Source organism: Bacteroidota bacterium, assembly GCA_016183775.1.
GTDB lineage: Bacteria > Bacteroidota > Bacteroidia > JABDFU01 > JABDFU01 > JABDFU01.
Map to the genome: position 1 here is coordinate 1 of JACPDY010000106.1, position 15,708 is coordinate 15,708.

Genomic DNA, 15,708 nt, shown 5'->3' on the forward strand with positions numbered 1-15,708 from the left:
GATTATTGAAAGAACTTTTTCTTGGTTTGAAAACCAACGAAGATTGAGTAAAGATTTTGAATATTTGCTTGAAACAAGTGAGGCAATGATTCATTTTGCAGCTATAAAAATATTATTGAATAAAATTTAAACAGTTTCTAATTGTGAACAATTTTAAACACTAACATTTTAAATCGCTCACAATTTTGAATTAATTATATCAAAAAAATATTCATTTTTAAATATGATCTCCTCCAGAATACTTCAGCGGCCCCAAAATGCTCCCAGTAAAAAATCTTGTTTCTAAATCATTGGCAGGTTCATATCCACAGTAATATATTTTTGCTTTTAACTCTTGCGCAAGTGCGCCTGCCCAATTTTGAATAATTGCAATATTTCTTAAGAATTGATAGCCAAAATGAAAATTTAAATCATACTTATTATTATACTTCATTAATTGAATACCAATTTCTGGCAATTCAAATTCTCCTAATTTAAAGTTGGAAAAATTGAAATAAAAAGAACCGTCAGAAGAAGTGTTGAAAAACTTGAATAACTCTAAGTTAGATTTAATATTTACTAATGATATCGATTCATCTATTGAAAATTGATAATTTATTAAAGTCGACTCTGAATGTATTGATATAAAAAATTCAACTATTTTTTCAAGTCGAATATCTTCAAACGATATTTCAATTGTTTCCTTCACGTTTAATTAATCGATAAATCCTTTAAAAGTTCCATCTAAGTTAAGTCTCATTCCTCGTCCATCGGGTAACATTTTCTCGAGAAATTTAATACCCTGCGGATTTATTTTTTCAACAAATTTTCCAGAGGCATTCATTATGTCATTAAAGTGTTTTAATGCTTGATTATGCCATGTTGAAGGGTTTCCAACTAATTTACCCCAAATACTCGGATTTCGTCCTGCATGTTTACTTAAAGCATGACCTAAAATCGTTGTCCCCTTATATACAGAACTTGCTGAATTTAAAACCTTAGTAGCATTAACTCCCCCATTTACTAAACGACTTGCAGCCCATGCAGCTTTGATCCCCTTAAACAAATATTTAGTTGCTGCTGCTTCCAATCCAGCGCTCGCCGCATTAAGTGTTAAATCAAATAGCGCTTCTTCAAATGCATCAACACATGCATACATTGATTGTTGAAAAGCTGTTGGCTTATATTCTAAAGGACTCCATTCATCTGTAAACCAATGACTAAATTCAACCCCTCTACTATCAACCACATAAATCAGATCAAAATTATCATCAGTTTTTGTTCGACTCAATTCATTTCCTTTCATATCTCGAACAATTATATCATCATTCTCATAATCTTCCCCACCATTAGGATCCACGAAATTAATAGGATTATTACTCATACCCATGTACGGGCTATGATGCTGCCCATAAGGGTCAATGGTACTCCACCTGCCCAGCAAAGCATCCCAGTTACGTAACTCAAAACTATTTTTACCGGTTTCCAGGTCTTTTTCCGCAAACTGCCCTTGGTAGCCATAGCGGTAAGCAGGGCTTCCGAAATAATTACGGCCCGGCATTAATGAACCATGTGCGTAGTAGTCGGCCATGCTTTGTGCTTCCGCTTTTGCAATACCTGCTCCGGTACCGCTAAAGTTTAGTGTGAGATCATCGAACCAAACGGTTTGTGTGGCATCGTTGTTCCAGGGGTAAATATTAAGCAAGCCATTGGCGCTTACGGTGTATGTAAAAGTAACCTGGGCCCATGTAGTGGAGCTGCCTACAGGTTCGGGCTGCCAGGTCAGCAACTGGTTGGTAGTTGCATCGTTTAAGGCAAACACCAGCATTGCATCGGGTGTGCCGCCTGTAACTTTGTACCAATACGAACCGGATACTGTTTGGCCCGAATTAACGGGGGTATTAAAAATGCCGGTTCCGTAACTTTTTTGGGGTAATTTTACCGAGGCGGTTTTATTGGCAGGTGATGAATGGTTCTCGGTATAGTCGATGTTCGTGTTGTATGTAAACAGGTAATCGTCGGCCTCTGTACCATCGAACTTAGTGGTTACAGTAGTTTGCGTAGCCGAAGCAAACGTTGATCGTACGTTTCCTAACTGATCGGTGAGTTCATACAAATAAGTACCGGCGCTTGCATCATAAATCCCCAAACGTTTATCGCCAAACAACCCAAGTTCCTTCTGCGCGATAGAGCCTCCGGATGTAGGTTTTTCGTAGGTGCTCATTACATTACCGCTGCCATCGCGTATATACCAGGTATCGGTGATGTCGTCGGATTTTTTCATTCTAAAACCCTTGTCGTCGTATGTAAATCGTCCCCTGAGCGCGGTTTTTGCGGAATTAGACCAAACGGCAGTTACCTTGCCATATACATCGTAATCATTAAAGCTTTTTAAGTTTCCGTGCGCCACGGCGCTGTTATCTTCTGTTTGCTGCCCGGTTTCATCATACACATAATTTGCCGAAGCACCGCTTTGGCCGGGTTCAAAGCCAAAGGTATTGTATAAAGTGGAATTTGTAGAGGTATGCCCATCCACTACATTACGCAGCTGATTGCTTAATAACCTTGGGGGACTACCACCGGTTGTGCTATAACCATAGGTAAGCTGGTCCATATTCAAGCCTCCGGCATGAGCTGTGTACCCATTGCGGTTAAGTGTTTTAATATTACCGTTAGGGTCGTAAGTTAAGCCCCATACTTTATAATCATCCACATCATTAAATACAGGTCCCTGGTACCCATAAGCAGAACCCGGACCTCCGACTGCATTTGAATACGCTTTATTTAAATTACCGGGCGAGGTGATGGTACCAAAGATAGAGCTGGTAAGCTGGTATTTATTATCGTACAAATAGGCCGTCATTAACTGATCACTTGAATACTGTATGCTTCCCGCGCCGGAAGGAATAACCGTTTTCCAGCGTTGATCTTTAATAATGCCATTGTATAAATTTTTTGCCAGTTCCGCAACAGGCGGGCCGCTATACATGTCGGGTGTATCGTATGTTTGAATAAAGGTGCCCTGCCGTGAATAATCGCCGGCGAAATAATCCAGGGTAGTTCCGAACAGATCTTCAGGAGAATGGCTTGTGCCGGCAGTTGTTCCGTCTTTACCCGGATCTCTTTCATTCAGCTCCGGATTATTGATCGATTTAAGCCATCCGTTAATAGTGTACACATAGTCAACCCCCTGCAGTTTATTGGCCAATTGAACCCGTTTAAGCGGGCCATGTTTATAATACACGTATTCCGACTGTTCCCTTTTGGTTGTCCCAGCATCGGTACTGGTAAATACTTTTTTCAGGCGCTTATCGGCATCGTATTCATAGTAGTGGTAAAAATCTTCGCCGGTTTCCTCCTTTTGATAGGCTACTTCGGTAACATTTCCATTAAAATCATATTCATAATTAATGGTTTTTACCGCGTCGGTACCGGATGGCATATCGATTATCTCTTGCACTGTCCAGCTTATCCTGCCCAACTCATCGTAACTATACCAGGTAGAGGAGGCCGCATTCCATGTCTTTGCAACTTTTCCGGCCATGTGATTTTGTTCGTATGAAAGAGGCGGCGCATCGGAAGCAGTATAAGCAATATATGTTTGCTGGGTGCAACCGGCAGGATCGGGATTTGTAGTAACAAAACTTTGATCAAAATAAATGGTATAAGATTGTCCGCCGGCCAAAGGGTTATATTCCCCGGTTTCTGTAACACGCCCTAAATCATCATAATTTATGTATGAAAATTTTTGGTTATTACTGCTTGCGTTCGATGCGCGCTGACGTGCATTTTTGGAATACCGCAGTTGCCCGTCTGTCCTGTATAAGTATTCTGTTTTCCCTGCATCGGGAGTAACGGATGATGTAACCTGCCCTAATGAATTGTAATTAGTTGAAGCGATCAAAAGGTGATCGGGTACCGTATTTGTTGCAGGAGTATAATCTTCGTCGGCTCCTGCCGGAGGTACAGTTAGCTTTAAACGGCCCGCTTTATCATAATAATTAATTGTGAAATTATAATAATTAACATCCTGTGTGAAGGCTATGGTAGGTTTGAAGCCATCTCTGCCGGAAGTAGCACTACTTTTGAACATGATTCTATAGAAACCGGGTTGTAAATTCGGAGTAGTTCCGTTAAATGTGGTGCTGCTGCCAAACTTTACGAATGTGCCGGTTTTCAAATTTAATATAGTATAACTATTATACGAAGCTGGGTTGGTAATTACCAAACTGTTTTCGCAGCCTTTTGGCAAATGAACATCAACAAACCATGATCCGACCGAGGTTACGCTAAGACTCATCACATTCGCATTGGCACCATTTACCTGTCCGCTCAAACAGCTGGCAAGTGGTTTCCCTTCGGTATCTGTAAACACAACCGTTTCCTGCCCATTCTCATCCACCGAAATAGTTTTGATCATATGCGAGTTTGATGCAAGGTCGGCAGGTGTAATGGTACCCTGCCCGTTACTGCTTGGATCTGAATAATCCTCCACTATCCAGCCTAAATCTTTTCCATAAAAATAATCCGATTCATTCAAAGCGGGCATCCGGTAAGTTTGTGTTTCGTGTCCGCTTCCCATATTCAGGAGTTCACCCGCGGAAGTGCCTCTTCTAACGGCTCCAAGATTATTATCATCATATTCAACCCTTGTATAAGGGTAAGCCGAAGCAGGTACGTAGGCTTCGCTATAATTATTATTGCTGTAATACCAGCCAAGACTGTTCGGTATGGTATTGCCAACAGGGTTGGGCCGGTCTGTTTCGCCCGGATTTATCCGGTTCGGATATTTGGTGTAATTGGCAATATTAAAATCGTTGTTAGAGTAGTTTGCACCTGAAGCATTTGTGAAAAAATAATTCGGTTTAAAGCAGAAATCGCCCTGGCCGATCGGTGCAGGCAAACTTTGTACAACCGGTCTTCCGTACAGATCGTAAATTTTTTGAGTGGCTATAATATCATTTTCTGTCATTAAACGCGCCTGCGACTGGGTTTCCCGGCCAAGATAATCAAAGTAAGCTTTGGCTTCTCCTATTACATTACCATTTTCATCATAATTAACAATGTGTGTGTAATTCTTTGTTTGATCCCCGGTACAAAGCGCCTGCACCCCCGAACCAATCATGGCCTGTTGCGCGGCCGCGGGGTAATCTGTAAAGCCGCCTTGTATGGCAGTTATCGAAGCTCCTGAAGTATAGATGGCGGTATTTATCATAAGCGTAAGTGAAGCATCCGTGGAACTGGTATACAATGTTGTTCCGTTTTTTACATACTTAATGGACGATCCGGTACGTTCCACCCTGATCACATCTCCCGACACACAACTTCCAACCGTACTAATTAAGGTTCCGCTTTCATATATTTTTAATGTGCCCGCGTCCATATTGATGGCATAGTTAATACCTGCATATCCACCGTTATTATTTCCTGTACCAAGTCCGAACATATAGGAAACACCTGTACTGCCAACTACAAACTCAGCCCATCCATCCTGGTTACTGCTTATAACATTTGACGAAACCGACCCTGCCGCTCCCCAACCGCTGCCGGAGGCTGTACGTGTAACACTATTACCGGTTGATGAAGCTCCTGTGGTTGTCCAGTCGGCTGCATAACCTAATTCAATATCAGCGGAATCTACCAGGCCGTCGGCATCAGTAACTGTTACATGATAAACACCGCTTACAATCGAACTTAACCCGGCTTCCGTGCTTCCGGTACTCCACAAAAAGCTGAACGGAAACTGACCTCCTGTTATAGTTAAATCAATAGCACCTGAATATGGAAGAAAATAGGTAGGACTTTCCGTTTCGTAATTTATATGGATCGGTTTACGTACTTCAATAATGGCAGTATCAACACATCCGCCACTGTTGATGCCATACACAATATAACTGGTTGTAATAACAGGACCTACCTTAAATGTTGAACCTGTACCCGATATGGTATCTCCTACAATAGCCCATTGGTAAGTAGATGCACCGGAAGCAGTCAAAACTATACTGTCTGCAACGACAATGGTATCATTAGGTAAACTTACAGTCGGCCTGGACTGAATAATGATGGTATCGCCGAATATTTTTTTACATGGCGAATTATACGAAGTGCCAATCACGGTAAATGTATCTGCCAAAACAGCGGGGACTAATAATGAATAAACTGATTCGGGCCCGTTTTGCACCCTTACATTATTTTGAAAAAACTCGTAATTATCAAATGTTTTTGTTGATACTGCTGTAAATGTAACCAGGTCTCCTGCACAGCCGCTATTTTCAATAGCTAATGTCGGGCAACTTCCACAAACCTCCGAGGAATCTTGCAAAACACCTAAAGTCTGGCAATAGGTAACAGTGGATTGTACAGTACCGGAGTTTACATCGAGGTAAACAGGCCCGGCAGAAGGGCTTTTGTCACAAATATCAATACTGTCATTAATGTTTCCATAATTTTCAGTACGTGTACAAACCATTATTCCCCCGAAAGTAGAAGTTGAATCGGATATTTTTTGGACAATACCGGAAGTATAGTTGAAGAAGTTTTTGGTAAAGATCAGGGCATTGTCGCCCATATTTAATGTGGCCGAATTCATAAGGGAATCAATACCTCTGAATGTACCATAGTTATTAATAGCGGAAGTAGAATCAGTGATCGTAAAATCAGTTGTATTTAAAGTAACCACGCCATCGTTATTAAAAGTACTCGCATCAACTGTCATGTTTCCCTGCGCTTCAATTATACCCGTATTATCGATAATTGATACCGAATTTTCGGTAAAGTTACCTGTTACCTCAACTATGCCATCGTTTAACAGATGGCAGCTATCCACGAGCGTGAGGTTGCCTGTTATCCGGACTACACCGGTTGAATCATCGGTTATATTGTTATAAAATTTACCTCCATTAAAAACAAATGAGGCCGGTTCAAACTTGCCTGAGTTTGCAATTTTACCGCCGCTGTTAAGCGTGATCGTTCCCCTGGCAATCCCGGAGGTACGAATACATAATTTTTGACCCGAGCCGACCGTATAATTTGCCGAATCAATACCACTGATCGTCCATGTGCAGGAGTCAAGATTCTTTAGCGAACCAAAAATATTATTAAAGTTAATAATGACAGTATCCAATGCATGACAGCTATTGGAATCTGTAACCATCAGAAAAAAGGTTGTTGTATCTGTCAGCCTTACAAGAGGATTGGCCACCTCACCCACTGAGGCATCACCGGCAATAAACCAATTGTAACTATAAGGAGAAGTGCCCCCGGTAGCCACTATAGTTGGTCCAAGTACAAAATCAAGGGAATAAGACGTAGTATCATTTCCGGCGTGGGCCGTTGGCACAGGGTTAACATTAACAATTACCGTATCTTTTTGTGTGTACGAATCCGCCCCTGTAACAGTTAGTACATAAGTTGTAGTATCAGATGGACTTGCTTTGGGGTTTGCAATGCTCGCACTACTTAAACCGGTAGACGGACTCCAACTATACGTTAAAGGAAGTGTTGCGCCTTTACCAGCGGGGCTTCCTCCCAATGTTACCGAATCGTGCAAGCAAATGGTATAATCCTGTCCGGCATCGGCAAAAGGCAGGGAGTCAACATTTACAATTACAGTGTCTCTGACAGTAAAAGCGGTACATCCGCTTGCATCGCTTAATGTTAACACGTAAGTAGTTTTAACAGATGGGCTTGCTTTAGGATTTGCTACCGTACTACTGCTCAATGCAGTTGTCGGGCTCCAGCTATACGTATAAGGTGGGACTCCATAAGAAGCAGTGGGACTTCCCCCCAGGGTAGCAGAGTCTCTTTTAAATATTTTTATATCGTCTCCTGCAAAAGCGATACGTTCCGGCTTTACTGTAATTATAACAGCAGAACTTGCCATGCAATTATTACTGTCAACTACCAATACAGAATATGTGGTGGTGACGGATGGGTTGGCTGTAGGATTCGCTATTGTATCATTGCTCAAACTGTCGATAGGACTCCACAAATATTTATATGGCGAAACTCCTCCCGAAGCTGTTGGGCTTCCTCCCAGATTTGCCGCGGTACCACTACAAACTGTTTGGGCCGTTCCGGCATTTACAGTAGGTAACGACAATACAGTAATGGCAATTGTGCTTGTACCTGTAGTTCCATGTGTATCAGTGATTGTCAACGTATAAGTGGTTGTTGAAGTCGGGCTTGCAACAGGGTTCGACACAGTGGTACTGCTTAAACCTGTTGATGGAGACCAACTAAAAGTATAAGGCGCAACACCGCCAAACACCGCGGGAGTTTTACCTAAACGGACTGAAGAACCGGAACAAATTGTTTTATGCGCCCCTGCATCGGGAATAAGATGAGAATTTATATTTACGATTACAGAATCGCTGCCGGAACAGCCAAAGGCATCGAACACGGTAACCGCATAAATTATTCCGGAATCGGGATTCGCAACCGGATTCGCGACAGTTGTTGAGCTAAGTCCTGCTGATGGCGACCACGAATAGGTATAGGGGGCTGTTCCATGTGAGGCTGTGGGGCTTCCGCCTATCGTTGCGGGAGTACCTGCGCTGATGTTAATGTCAGCACCCGCACTTGCTACTATGCCGGCAGCACAAGGGGTTATAATAAGCTGAGCTGTTGCATAAGGAGAAAAATACTTTGCTCCGGGGGCCACTATCAGGGAATTGCTGAGTCTTATTACTCCATCATTATAATTATTCAAAACCGAACTGTTTGAGACTAACAGTATGCCATCGTACTTTAATTGCCCATAATTATTAAAGGTGCCATCTGTAAACGTAAAGGCTGATGGATGAACAACTCCCTCGTTGCAAATAGTACCTCCGTTAAGGGTAATTGTACCCTGTAACAAACCGGTTGATGTGACGCATAACTTTTGGCCGGTGGTAATTGTGTATGTACCTCCATCAACAGTTGAAACGGTTATAGTACAACCGGTACAGGTCTGTGAATACAACTCCGCATTACATGCAATAAATAATGCGGCTATTAAAAATAATCTGCGGACCGACATTCCGGCAAGCATGCATAATGCTGTGCTGAATAATGTTTTCCTGTAAACCCGGTAATTAATTGTTTCCTGCATATGTATCACGTTGGTTTAGTCCACCTCTTTGGAAGTGGTTATATTATTTTTTGACGCGTTTTGTAACATAATGTCCGACCCTTTTACGTTTCGCTCCCGGCACAAGCAAATTGTTGGCCGGCACATATTTAATTTCATTTCCCATTCTCTGACTAATCAATGACATGCCAATTCGAACCATCACAAACAACAGTTACCCTATCGTATTGTGTTGAAATGATTTTTGTGGCGGCTCCATCAATTGTTTCGGATGCATTACCATCAACAGTTATTGTATTTCCTGAGCTATCGGTTTTTTTAATTATATACACGCGATCGGTTACACCGGTTGATGCAGGAAGATTGATCGTAAAAGATGCGGATGTGGCATCGCACAGTATAACTGTTTCGTCGGCAGCGGTGTACGTAGCCGTTTTGGAAGTTGTTTTTACACCGATTGAACCGGAGGAATGTAAAGTGGATTTTGGCATTGTGGTACCGACACCCACATTACCACCACTGAACAAGGCGGCATAATTAGTTGTACCGCCCGTCGCATTTACATTTAACCCAACGTTAACAGCGCTTGTTCCGTTCCAGGTGCCGGTTGATTGGATATCGGCACCATATTTATTAATAGATGCAGTAGATGAGGTGGCTGTATTTGAAAAATAGTTGCCTGTGTAGTTTGCGGTTTTTGCACCGGAGGCAATTGTGTGTAGGATGGAAGTTGGAGTTGCTGTTCCTATTCCTACAAGACCATTCGGATCTACATGCATTATTGGAGCGGTACCATCTCTGAAAGAAAGGTAGGGGTTTTTATAGGTCATAGTATAACCTGCTGACCAGTCAACTGCTGAATTTACAGAAAAACCAGATATTGATACATTTGTAACAGTTCGTGTAATTCCATTCGCCGTAACTTCTGTACCAACTGTTACACCCTGAACCGGAACACCGTTTGAATTATTTGTTGAAACAAACGTACTGCTTCCACTTGTTGAAATCGTTGCAAGAGTACTTTGGCTTGAGTTTAGCCATCCACTTTTAGTACCCTGATTAACCGTAATGGCACCAATCAAAGGAGTAGTCGCCGCACCATCTGTATTATCTGTACCAATTCCTATAAATCCATTCCGATACCAATACGCTTTATTTCCAAAAAGATTTCCAGCCGCTTCGGTCATGTAAGCACCATTTCTAATTGTTAGACATGGGTCATACGTTCTTGTCCAATACGAAGCTCCTCCTGGTCTTGCAAACAAAATACCGCTTGAACCTTTGGAAGCATGTGATGATTGCCCATCTTCAAAAGACATTACATAACCGCTACCACTTCCACCAAATCCTAAAATCCAGTTTTTGCTTGAGTATTCCTCGATGTATGTAGAAGAAGTCGAATTTCTAATTGTTTTTGAAACGCTGCCGCTAAAGTCGGTTATATGTGATCCTTGATTTCCAGTAGCAAATCTTGTATAAAAGCTGTACCCACTTTCCCAACCCATAGTAAACCCAACACTACTCCATTGGGTGTACATCCCCAATTGATAACCGGCGTTATTTCCGAGTAATACTTTCGAGCTGCCACCGCTGGTAGGACCTGTTTGCAATGTGCCGTACACATTCAGCGCTGTTGAAGGTGTTGATGTCCCTACCCCCACATTCCCACCATTAAACAACGCCGCGTAATTTGTTGTTCCACCGGTTGCATTAACATTCAAACCAATATTTAAAGCACTGGTTCCATTCCACGTTCCGGTTGATTGCAGATCCAATCCATACTTTGTTATTGATGCAGTTGAAGAAGTAGCAGTATTCGACAAATAACTACCGGTAAAGTTTACCGTTTTGGCACCGGATGCCACAGTATGCAAACGGGATGTAGGAGCATTTGTTCCAATCCCAACATTCCCATCGTTTTGTATAATAAACATTAAACTATCCGAACCTGTGCTGGCATTTTTAACGCAGAAAGCGGATGTTGCCGATGTAGTACCGTTACCTTTCACCTCCAATTTGGATTGAGGGACAGTTGAGCCTATCCCCGAATTTGTGGATTGGGAAAGTGCCCAAAACGGCATGATCGAAACGAAAGAGAATATTATTTTTTTCTCGAACATAAATTATTTACGCTTTTTTATATGCCGGAGATCTATTTTATCAATCAATTAACACTCCTGGCTGTTTCAACCCAATCGGTTCCATTCCATATTAATTTTACAGTATCGTATTGAGTAAGCGTAAGGTTAGCCGACAAGCGCTGGTTGCCCGCGCCGCTTAAAGCGCCATCATCCAATAACTCTGCCTGGTTGGTTCCGGTAAACTCCACGGTAAGAAGCTGTCCTGCCTGTAAACCCTGTGTTAAAACAATGGAACGGTTAGCGCCGGTCGCGTCATCTGAGCTTAATCGCAGGTAACTTCTGTCGCCAATAGTTACAACCTGGTTATCGGCGGTAAGGTTGACAGTAGATGAAGCTCTCAGGGCTAAAGCGCCATCCATATCAAGATTTACGTTTGGAGAAGTTATCCCGATACCAACATTACCGGTATTTTGTTTTATTACCATCTGAGTTCCCAATATTGATAAAGTTTGCGAGGTACCTCCATCCGCGGTCTTTGTTTGAAAAACGATATCACCACCCACACCTGTGCCGGTACCCTGACCTCCTTGTATAGTTAAATCTAAACCGGTTGCATTGTTGGCATTACCTGCAGGACGACCGGGACGAACAGGGATACTCGACCACCCGCTTGTTGCAATGTCTTTACCGTGAACCAAACTACTTGTAAAGTATCCTGTTGAAATGGTCGCGCTATTATTAACAACTAAAACCGGGGCATTGACACCGGTACCATCAACCACAAGCGCACCACTTGCAGCAGCAACTACATCAAGGGTTACTGGAGTTTTACCTGTAGTAGAAAAGACAAATGGCTTGACTGCAGTAAAAGATATATAACTACCGCCATACGCAAAATACATTTGCCCAACGGAAGGAGTTAATGCAATGTAGTTGGAAGCTGGATTGCCTACAGAAATATTTGTACTTGAAGATTGAATATTCAATACACCTGAAGAATTAGTTTGAAAATCAGTATAAACTGACCCCGCGGTGTATGACAATCTTAATTGAGCAGCAGAGTTATCCAGAACTTCGCACTTTTTAGCGGGTGATGAATTACCAATACCAACATTCCCGCCGGTAAACAACGCCGCGTAATTTGTTGTTCCTCCTGTTGCATTTATGTTTAAACCCACATTTACCGCGCTTGTACCGTTCCATGTTCCGGTTGATTGCAGATCCAATCCATATTTTGTTATTGATGCAGTTGAAGAAGTAGCCGTGTTCGACAAAAAATTACCGGTGAAGTTTGCTGTTTTGGCTCCGGATGCTACTGTATGCAAACGGGATGTAGGGGCATTTATGCCGATCCCAACATTGCCATCGTTTTGTATAATGAACATCAAACTATCAGCACCTGTACTGGCATTTTTAACCCCAAAAGCAGAAGTTGCCGATGTAGTACCGCTGCCTTTCACCTCCAATTTTGATTGAGGTACCATTGAGCCTACGCCTGAATTTGCAGATTGCGCATACGACCAGTATGGTATAATTAAAACACAAGCACATAAAAAGAGTTTTGTTTTCATACGTATATATTTTTTAAGTTGCTGAAGTTTCTGATTGCCTACTTAAGGTATGGTGGATATTTATATTACTATTCTTTAATATTCATTATAGTTTCCTGAGTAGAAACCTGTCCACTTGGACCGGTAAAAGTTACTGTAATATAAACCGGGTAATTACGGATTGCTGATACGGTAACCTCGTAATTGAGTTGCCCGTTTTTATTATAGAACGCAGCGCCCTCTGACTTTGGAGTGTTCTTGCTTAAAGTAAAATTATCGGAAAAGCATTCGGTTCCTTTTGGAGTAAGGCCGATATCCAATTTTACCTGCCATGTCTTTGTTGTATCATATCCCGATGGAAGCGCCGTTGTTATTGAAATGTTTTTCTGAATAACAGAAAGATGTTTTCTTTCAGCCGGTGTTTTTTGCGTTGAGGTATCGGGTGCGATATCTTTGTTCAGTTTAGTTTCTTCTGATTCTACAAAACCTGCAAAGGCCTGTTCGCGATTATTTGTAACAGGAGGAATCTTATTCTCCGCAACCGTAATTGTTTGAGCTTCGCTGTACATACCGATCGTCAGCATAATGAGCAGGCAGTTTATTTTTTTCATTTTATATTAATTTTTTCGACACAAGATTAAACAATAATTTCATTGGTGAAAGAACCAATTATACCAGCTCTACTTAAAACACTTAAGTGTATATCGCAAAACACTTAGGTGTTTTTATTCACCAAAACACTTAAGTGTTTTGGCTTTCGCAGGCAGCTATTGGGCTTTAGTGGTATATATCAAAGACCTGTGATGGAAGAAAAAATGATTTCCAGGCAATTTAATTGTTAATAATTTTTTTAAAAATCACTCTTGTGTGGTTTTAAAATTTAGCTTTGCGAGACAAAATTCAGACTTTAACTGCCCTACATTCATTTTAAAAACAAATTAATCGCTCCCTTTACGTTAAAATCCGAAAATGGCAAAAAAACAGATCAGTATCCTTATTGTAGACGACCATCAAATGATAAGAGACGGGATACAAACAATGCTTACCGCTCAGATCGGCGACGTTAATTATATCATTGATTACTCAGCCGTAACCGATGACGCGTTGGAGAAAACAAAAAACAAACATTACGATATTATTCTTCTGGATTACAACTTAGGCGGCATGAATGGAGCTGAGGTCGCGAAACAAATGCTTACGGTAACCCCTGACCTGAAAATACTGGCCGTCTCCGGGTATGATGAATACGCTAATGTTAAAAATATGGTCGATGCCGGAGTGCGTGGTTATTTACTCAAGGATATTGGTCCTGCTGAATTAAAAAAAGCTATTGAAACCGTTTTAAATGGTGAAACATATTACAGCTATTCGATCATCCCTAAGTTGCAGGCCCCTGTTAAAAGCAGTAACGACGGACTCTCTTCGCATAAAAACACTAAAACCAAACGCTCGGAAAATGCAGTAATTCCAAAAGGGATACACTTAACTGACCGGGAAAGAGCTATTATTAAACTTTTAGCGGTTAAAAAACCTTACGACGAGATCGCGAAAGAGCTGAGTATAAGTAAACGAACGGTGGAAAGTCACAGGTATAATATGTTAAACAAGTTAAATGTGAAGAATACCGCTTCCCTTATTACTTACGTGAATGCATTAGGCTTAATTTAAATTTTTCGCTTAGGCCGCTAACGCCAAAAAGTGACTTCATCTTTTCACAGAACCTACTTACCACCGGTCCGACAACCAAACGATCAATGACCTGATCCCGAACCCCTGCCCTGGCTTACCTTGTTTTGATATAAGTACGGACTGATATTAAAAAAGCGAAGCCCGATCTCAACTCCCCCTCTACCCCACGTTGCCGATGAAAGTGCCGAAGCATTCACATCATAACTGATACCGACTGAAAACTGGTTGAACTCGTAAAGAAGTGTGGGGATAAATGCATCCGCCATCCGGTAATAACAGCCTGCTGAAATTGACTTTGGCTTATTTACTCCTGTATATTTGGATTCCTGCCTGATCGAATATTTAAAAAGTATACCGGCTATGGCTTCCTTTTGAACGCCCTGTAAATAAACCAACGCCGATGGGCCAATTGAAAGAGGTGTATTGTGTATGCCGATCAGCACATTGGCATGAAATGTACATTTAATGAATTGCTTCCCGAACGAATTACCTGAAACAAATGTTTGGCCGGGACGATTTAAATGATCCATGGAAAATCCGACTTTAACCGACTTTTGATCATTGGCGCTTATGGAAGTGGCCTCTGTATTATAACTATAAAGAATTCCACCGGAAAGATCTCCATTCATAAAATTCAGATATGAAAAGGATTCCCCGGATGAAATGCCGGAGCTGTATGCGCCGCCAGGAGTATACTGACTGTTGAATCGCAATCCTTCGGGGCTGATGCTTCTTTGGATAATACCTGCCTTTACTCCTGTTGACAAACGCGAATGAGCGCTTACCTGGAGGTGATATGCCAAGGCGAACGAAGCGGCCAGCTGCTTCATATTTCCGTCACCTGCCACATCGGAAAACACATTTATTCCAAAAGCGAAACCTGCATCTCCCCTGGGAGTATATACTTCCGTTTTTCGCTTTATCTTGATCCAATTCTTTGGATCGAACTTCATTTCAAATGACAGCGCGGATGTACGATACCCGTTCAGGGATCTCCACTGATCTTTGTGCTGAACCGCAGCCTGCAAATGCTTGTCAACAGAAGTCAAGGCGGGATTCAGCATTAATGGCGAAAATTCATACTGAGAGAAATGCACGTCCTGCGCGAATGCCTCCGAAACACAAACAGCCAGGAACAGAATTAATTTTTTCATTATACTTTATTTTTACGTTTAAGAAACTGTTTAAAATTTATCTATTTGAAATGTTATATGTCGCCCCTACAGGACTTTAAAAATTATTCTTTTTTCTACCAAGATTCCATCCCTACGGGATTTTAATAGCTCCGTTAGGAGCGAAATCTTGGTAGAAAATTAAAACCCAATGATTCGAAGCC

Annotated in this window: 8 protein-coding genes; 2 read left to right on the forward strand and 6 right to left on the reverse strand. The window is 41.7% G+C overall.

What is annotated here, in order from left to right:
- A partial coding sequence (locus tag HYU69_13430; protein MBI2271339.1) for a transposase occupies nt 1-130 on the forward strand: 130 nt, incomplete at its 5' end.
- Between the two features lie 87 nt (nt 131-217).
- Here the strand turns inward: HYU69_13430 and HYU69_13435 are convergent.
- From HYU69_13435 to HYU69_13455, 5 genes are all read right to left on the reverse strand, one after another.
- Nucleotides 218-688: a hypothetical protein gene (locus tag HYU69_13435; protein MBI2271340.1), complete on the reverse strand. Its 471-nt coding sequence runs from the start codon at nt 686-688 to the stop codon at nt 218-220.
- Nucleotides 689-694: 6 nt separating this feature from the next.
- Nucleotides 695-9,073, reverse strand: a complete 8,379-nt coding sequence (locus HYU69_13440; protein MBI2271341.1) for a hypothetical protein — start codon at nt 9,071-9,073, stop codon at nt 695-697.
- 152 nt (nt 9,074-9,225) lie between these two features.
- Nucleotides 9,226-11,172, reverse strand: coding sequence for a hypothetical protein (locus HYU69_13445; GenBank protein ID MBI2271342.1), 1,947 nt, complete (start codon nt 11,170-11,172; stop codon nt 9,226-9,228).
- A gap of 44 nt (nt 11,173-11,216) precedes the next feature.
- Complete coding sequence (locus tag HYU69_13450; protein ID MBI2271343.1) at nt 11,217-12,704, reverse strand: hypothetical protein; 1,488 nt, start codon at nt 12,702-12,704, stop codon at nt 11,217-11,219.
- A gap of 68 nt (nt 12,705-12,772) precedes the next feature.
- Entirely contained in the window at nt 12,773-13,294 is a 522-nt protein-coding gene (locus HYU69_13455; protein ID MBI2271344.1) for a hypothetical protein, read from the reverse strand.
- A 358-nt stretch (nt 13,295-13,652) separates the two neighbouring features.
- Here HYU69_13455 and HYU69_13460 point away from each other — a divergent pair, with 358 nt between their 5' ends.
- Nucleotides 13,653-14,351 (forward strand): response regulator transcription factor, encoded by a 699-nt coding sequence (locus HYU69_13460; protein ID MBI2271345.1) that lies wholly within the window; start codon nt 13,653-13,655, stop codon nt 14,349-14,351.
- Between the two features lie 83 nt (nt 14,352-14,434).
- Here the strand turns inward: HYU69_13460 and HYU69_13465 are convergent, their stop codons facing one another.
- The gene (locus HYU69_13465; protein MBI2271346.1) at nt 14,435-15,526 is read right to left on the reverse strand and encodes a PorP/SprF family type IX secretion system membrane protein; all 1,092 of its coding nucleotides are present in this window, start codon (nt 15,524-15,526) and stop codon (nt 14,435-14,437) included.
- Nucleotides 15,527-15,708 lie beyond the last annotated feature (182 nt).

Bases quoted from the DNA above. Each gene is read 5' to 3' on its own strand.
- HYU69_13450 (MBI2271343.1), bottom strand. From the start codon at position 12,704: ATGAAAACAAAACTCTTTTTATGTGCTTGTGTTTTAATTATACCATAC.
- HYU69_13465 (MBI2271346.1), bottom strand. From the start codon at position 15,526: ATGAAAAAATTAATTCTGTTCCTGGCTGTTTGTGTTTCGGAGGCATTC.
- HYU69_13460 (MBI2271345.1), top strand. From the start codon at position 13,653: ATGGCAAAAAAACAGATCAGTATCCTTATTGTAGACGACCATCAAATG.
- HYU69_13445 (MBI2271342.1), bottom strand. From the start codon at position 11,172: ATGTTCGAGAAAAAAATAATATTCTCTTTCGTTTCGATCATGCCGTTT.
- HYU69_13455 (MBI2271344.1), bottom strand. From the start codon at position 13,294: ATGAAAAAAATAAACTGCCTGCTCATTATGCTGACGATCGGTATGTAC.
- HYU69_13440 (MBI2271341.1), bottom strand. From the start codon at position 9,073: ATGCAGGAAACAATTAATTACCGGGTTTACAGGAAAACATTATTCAGC.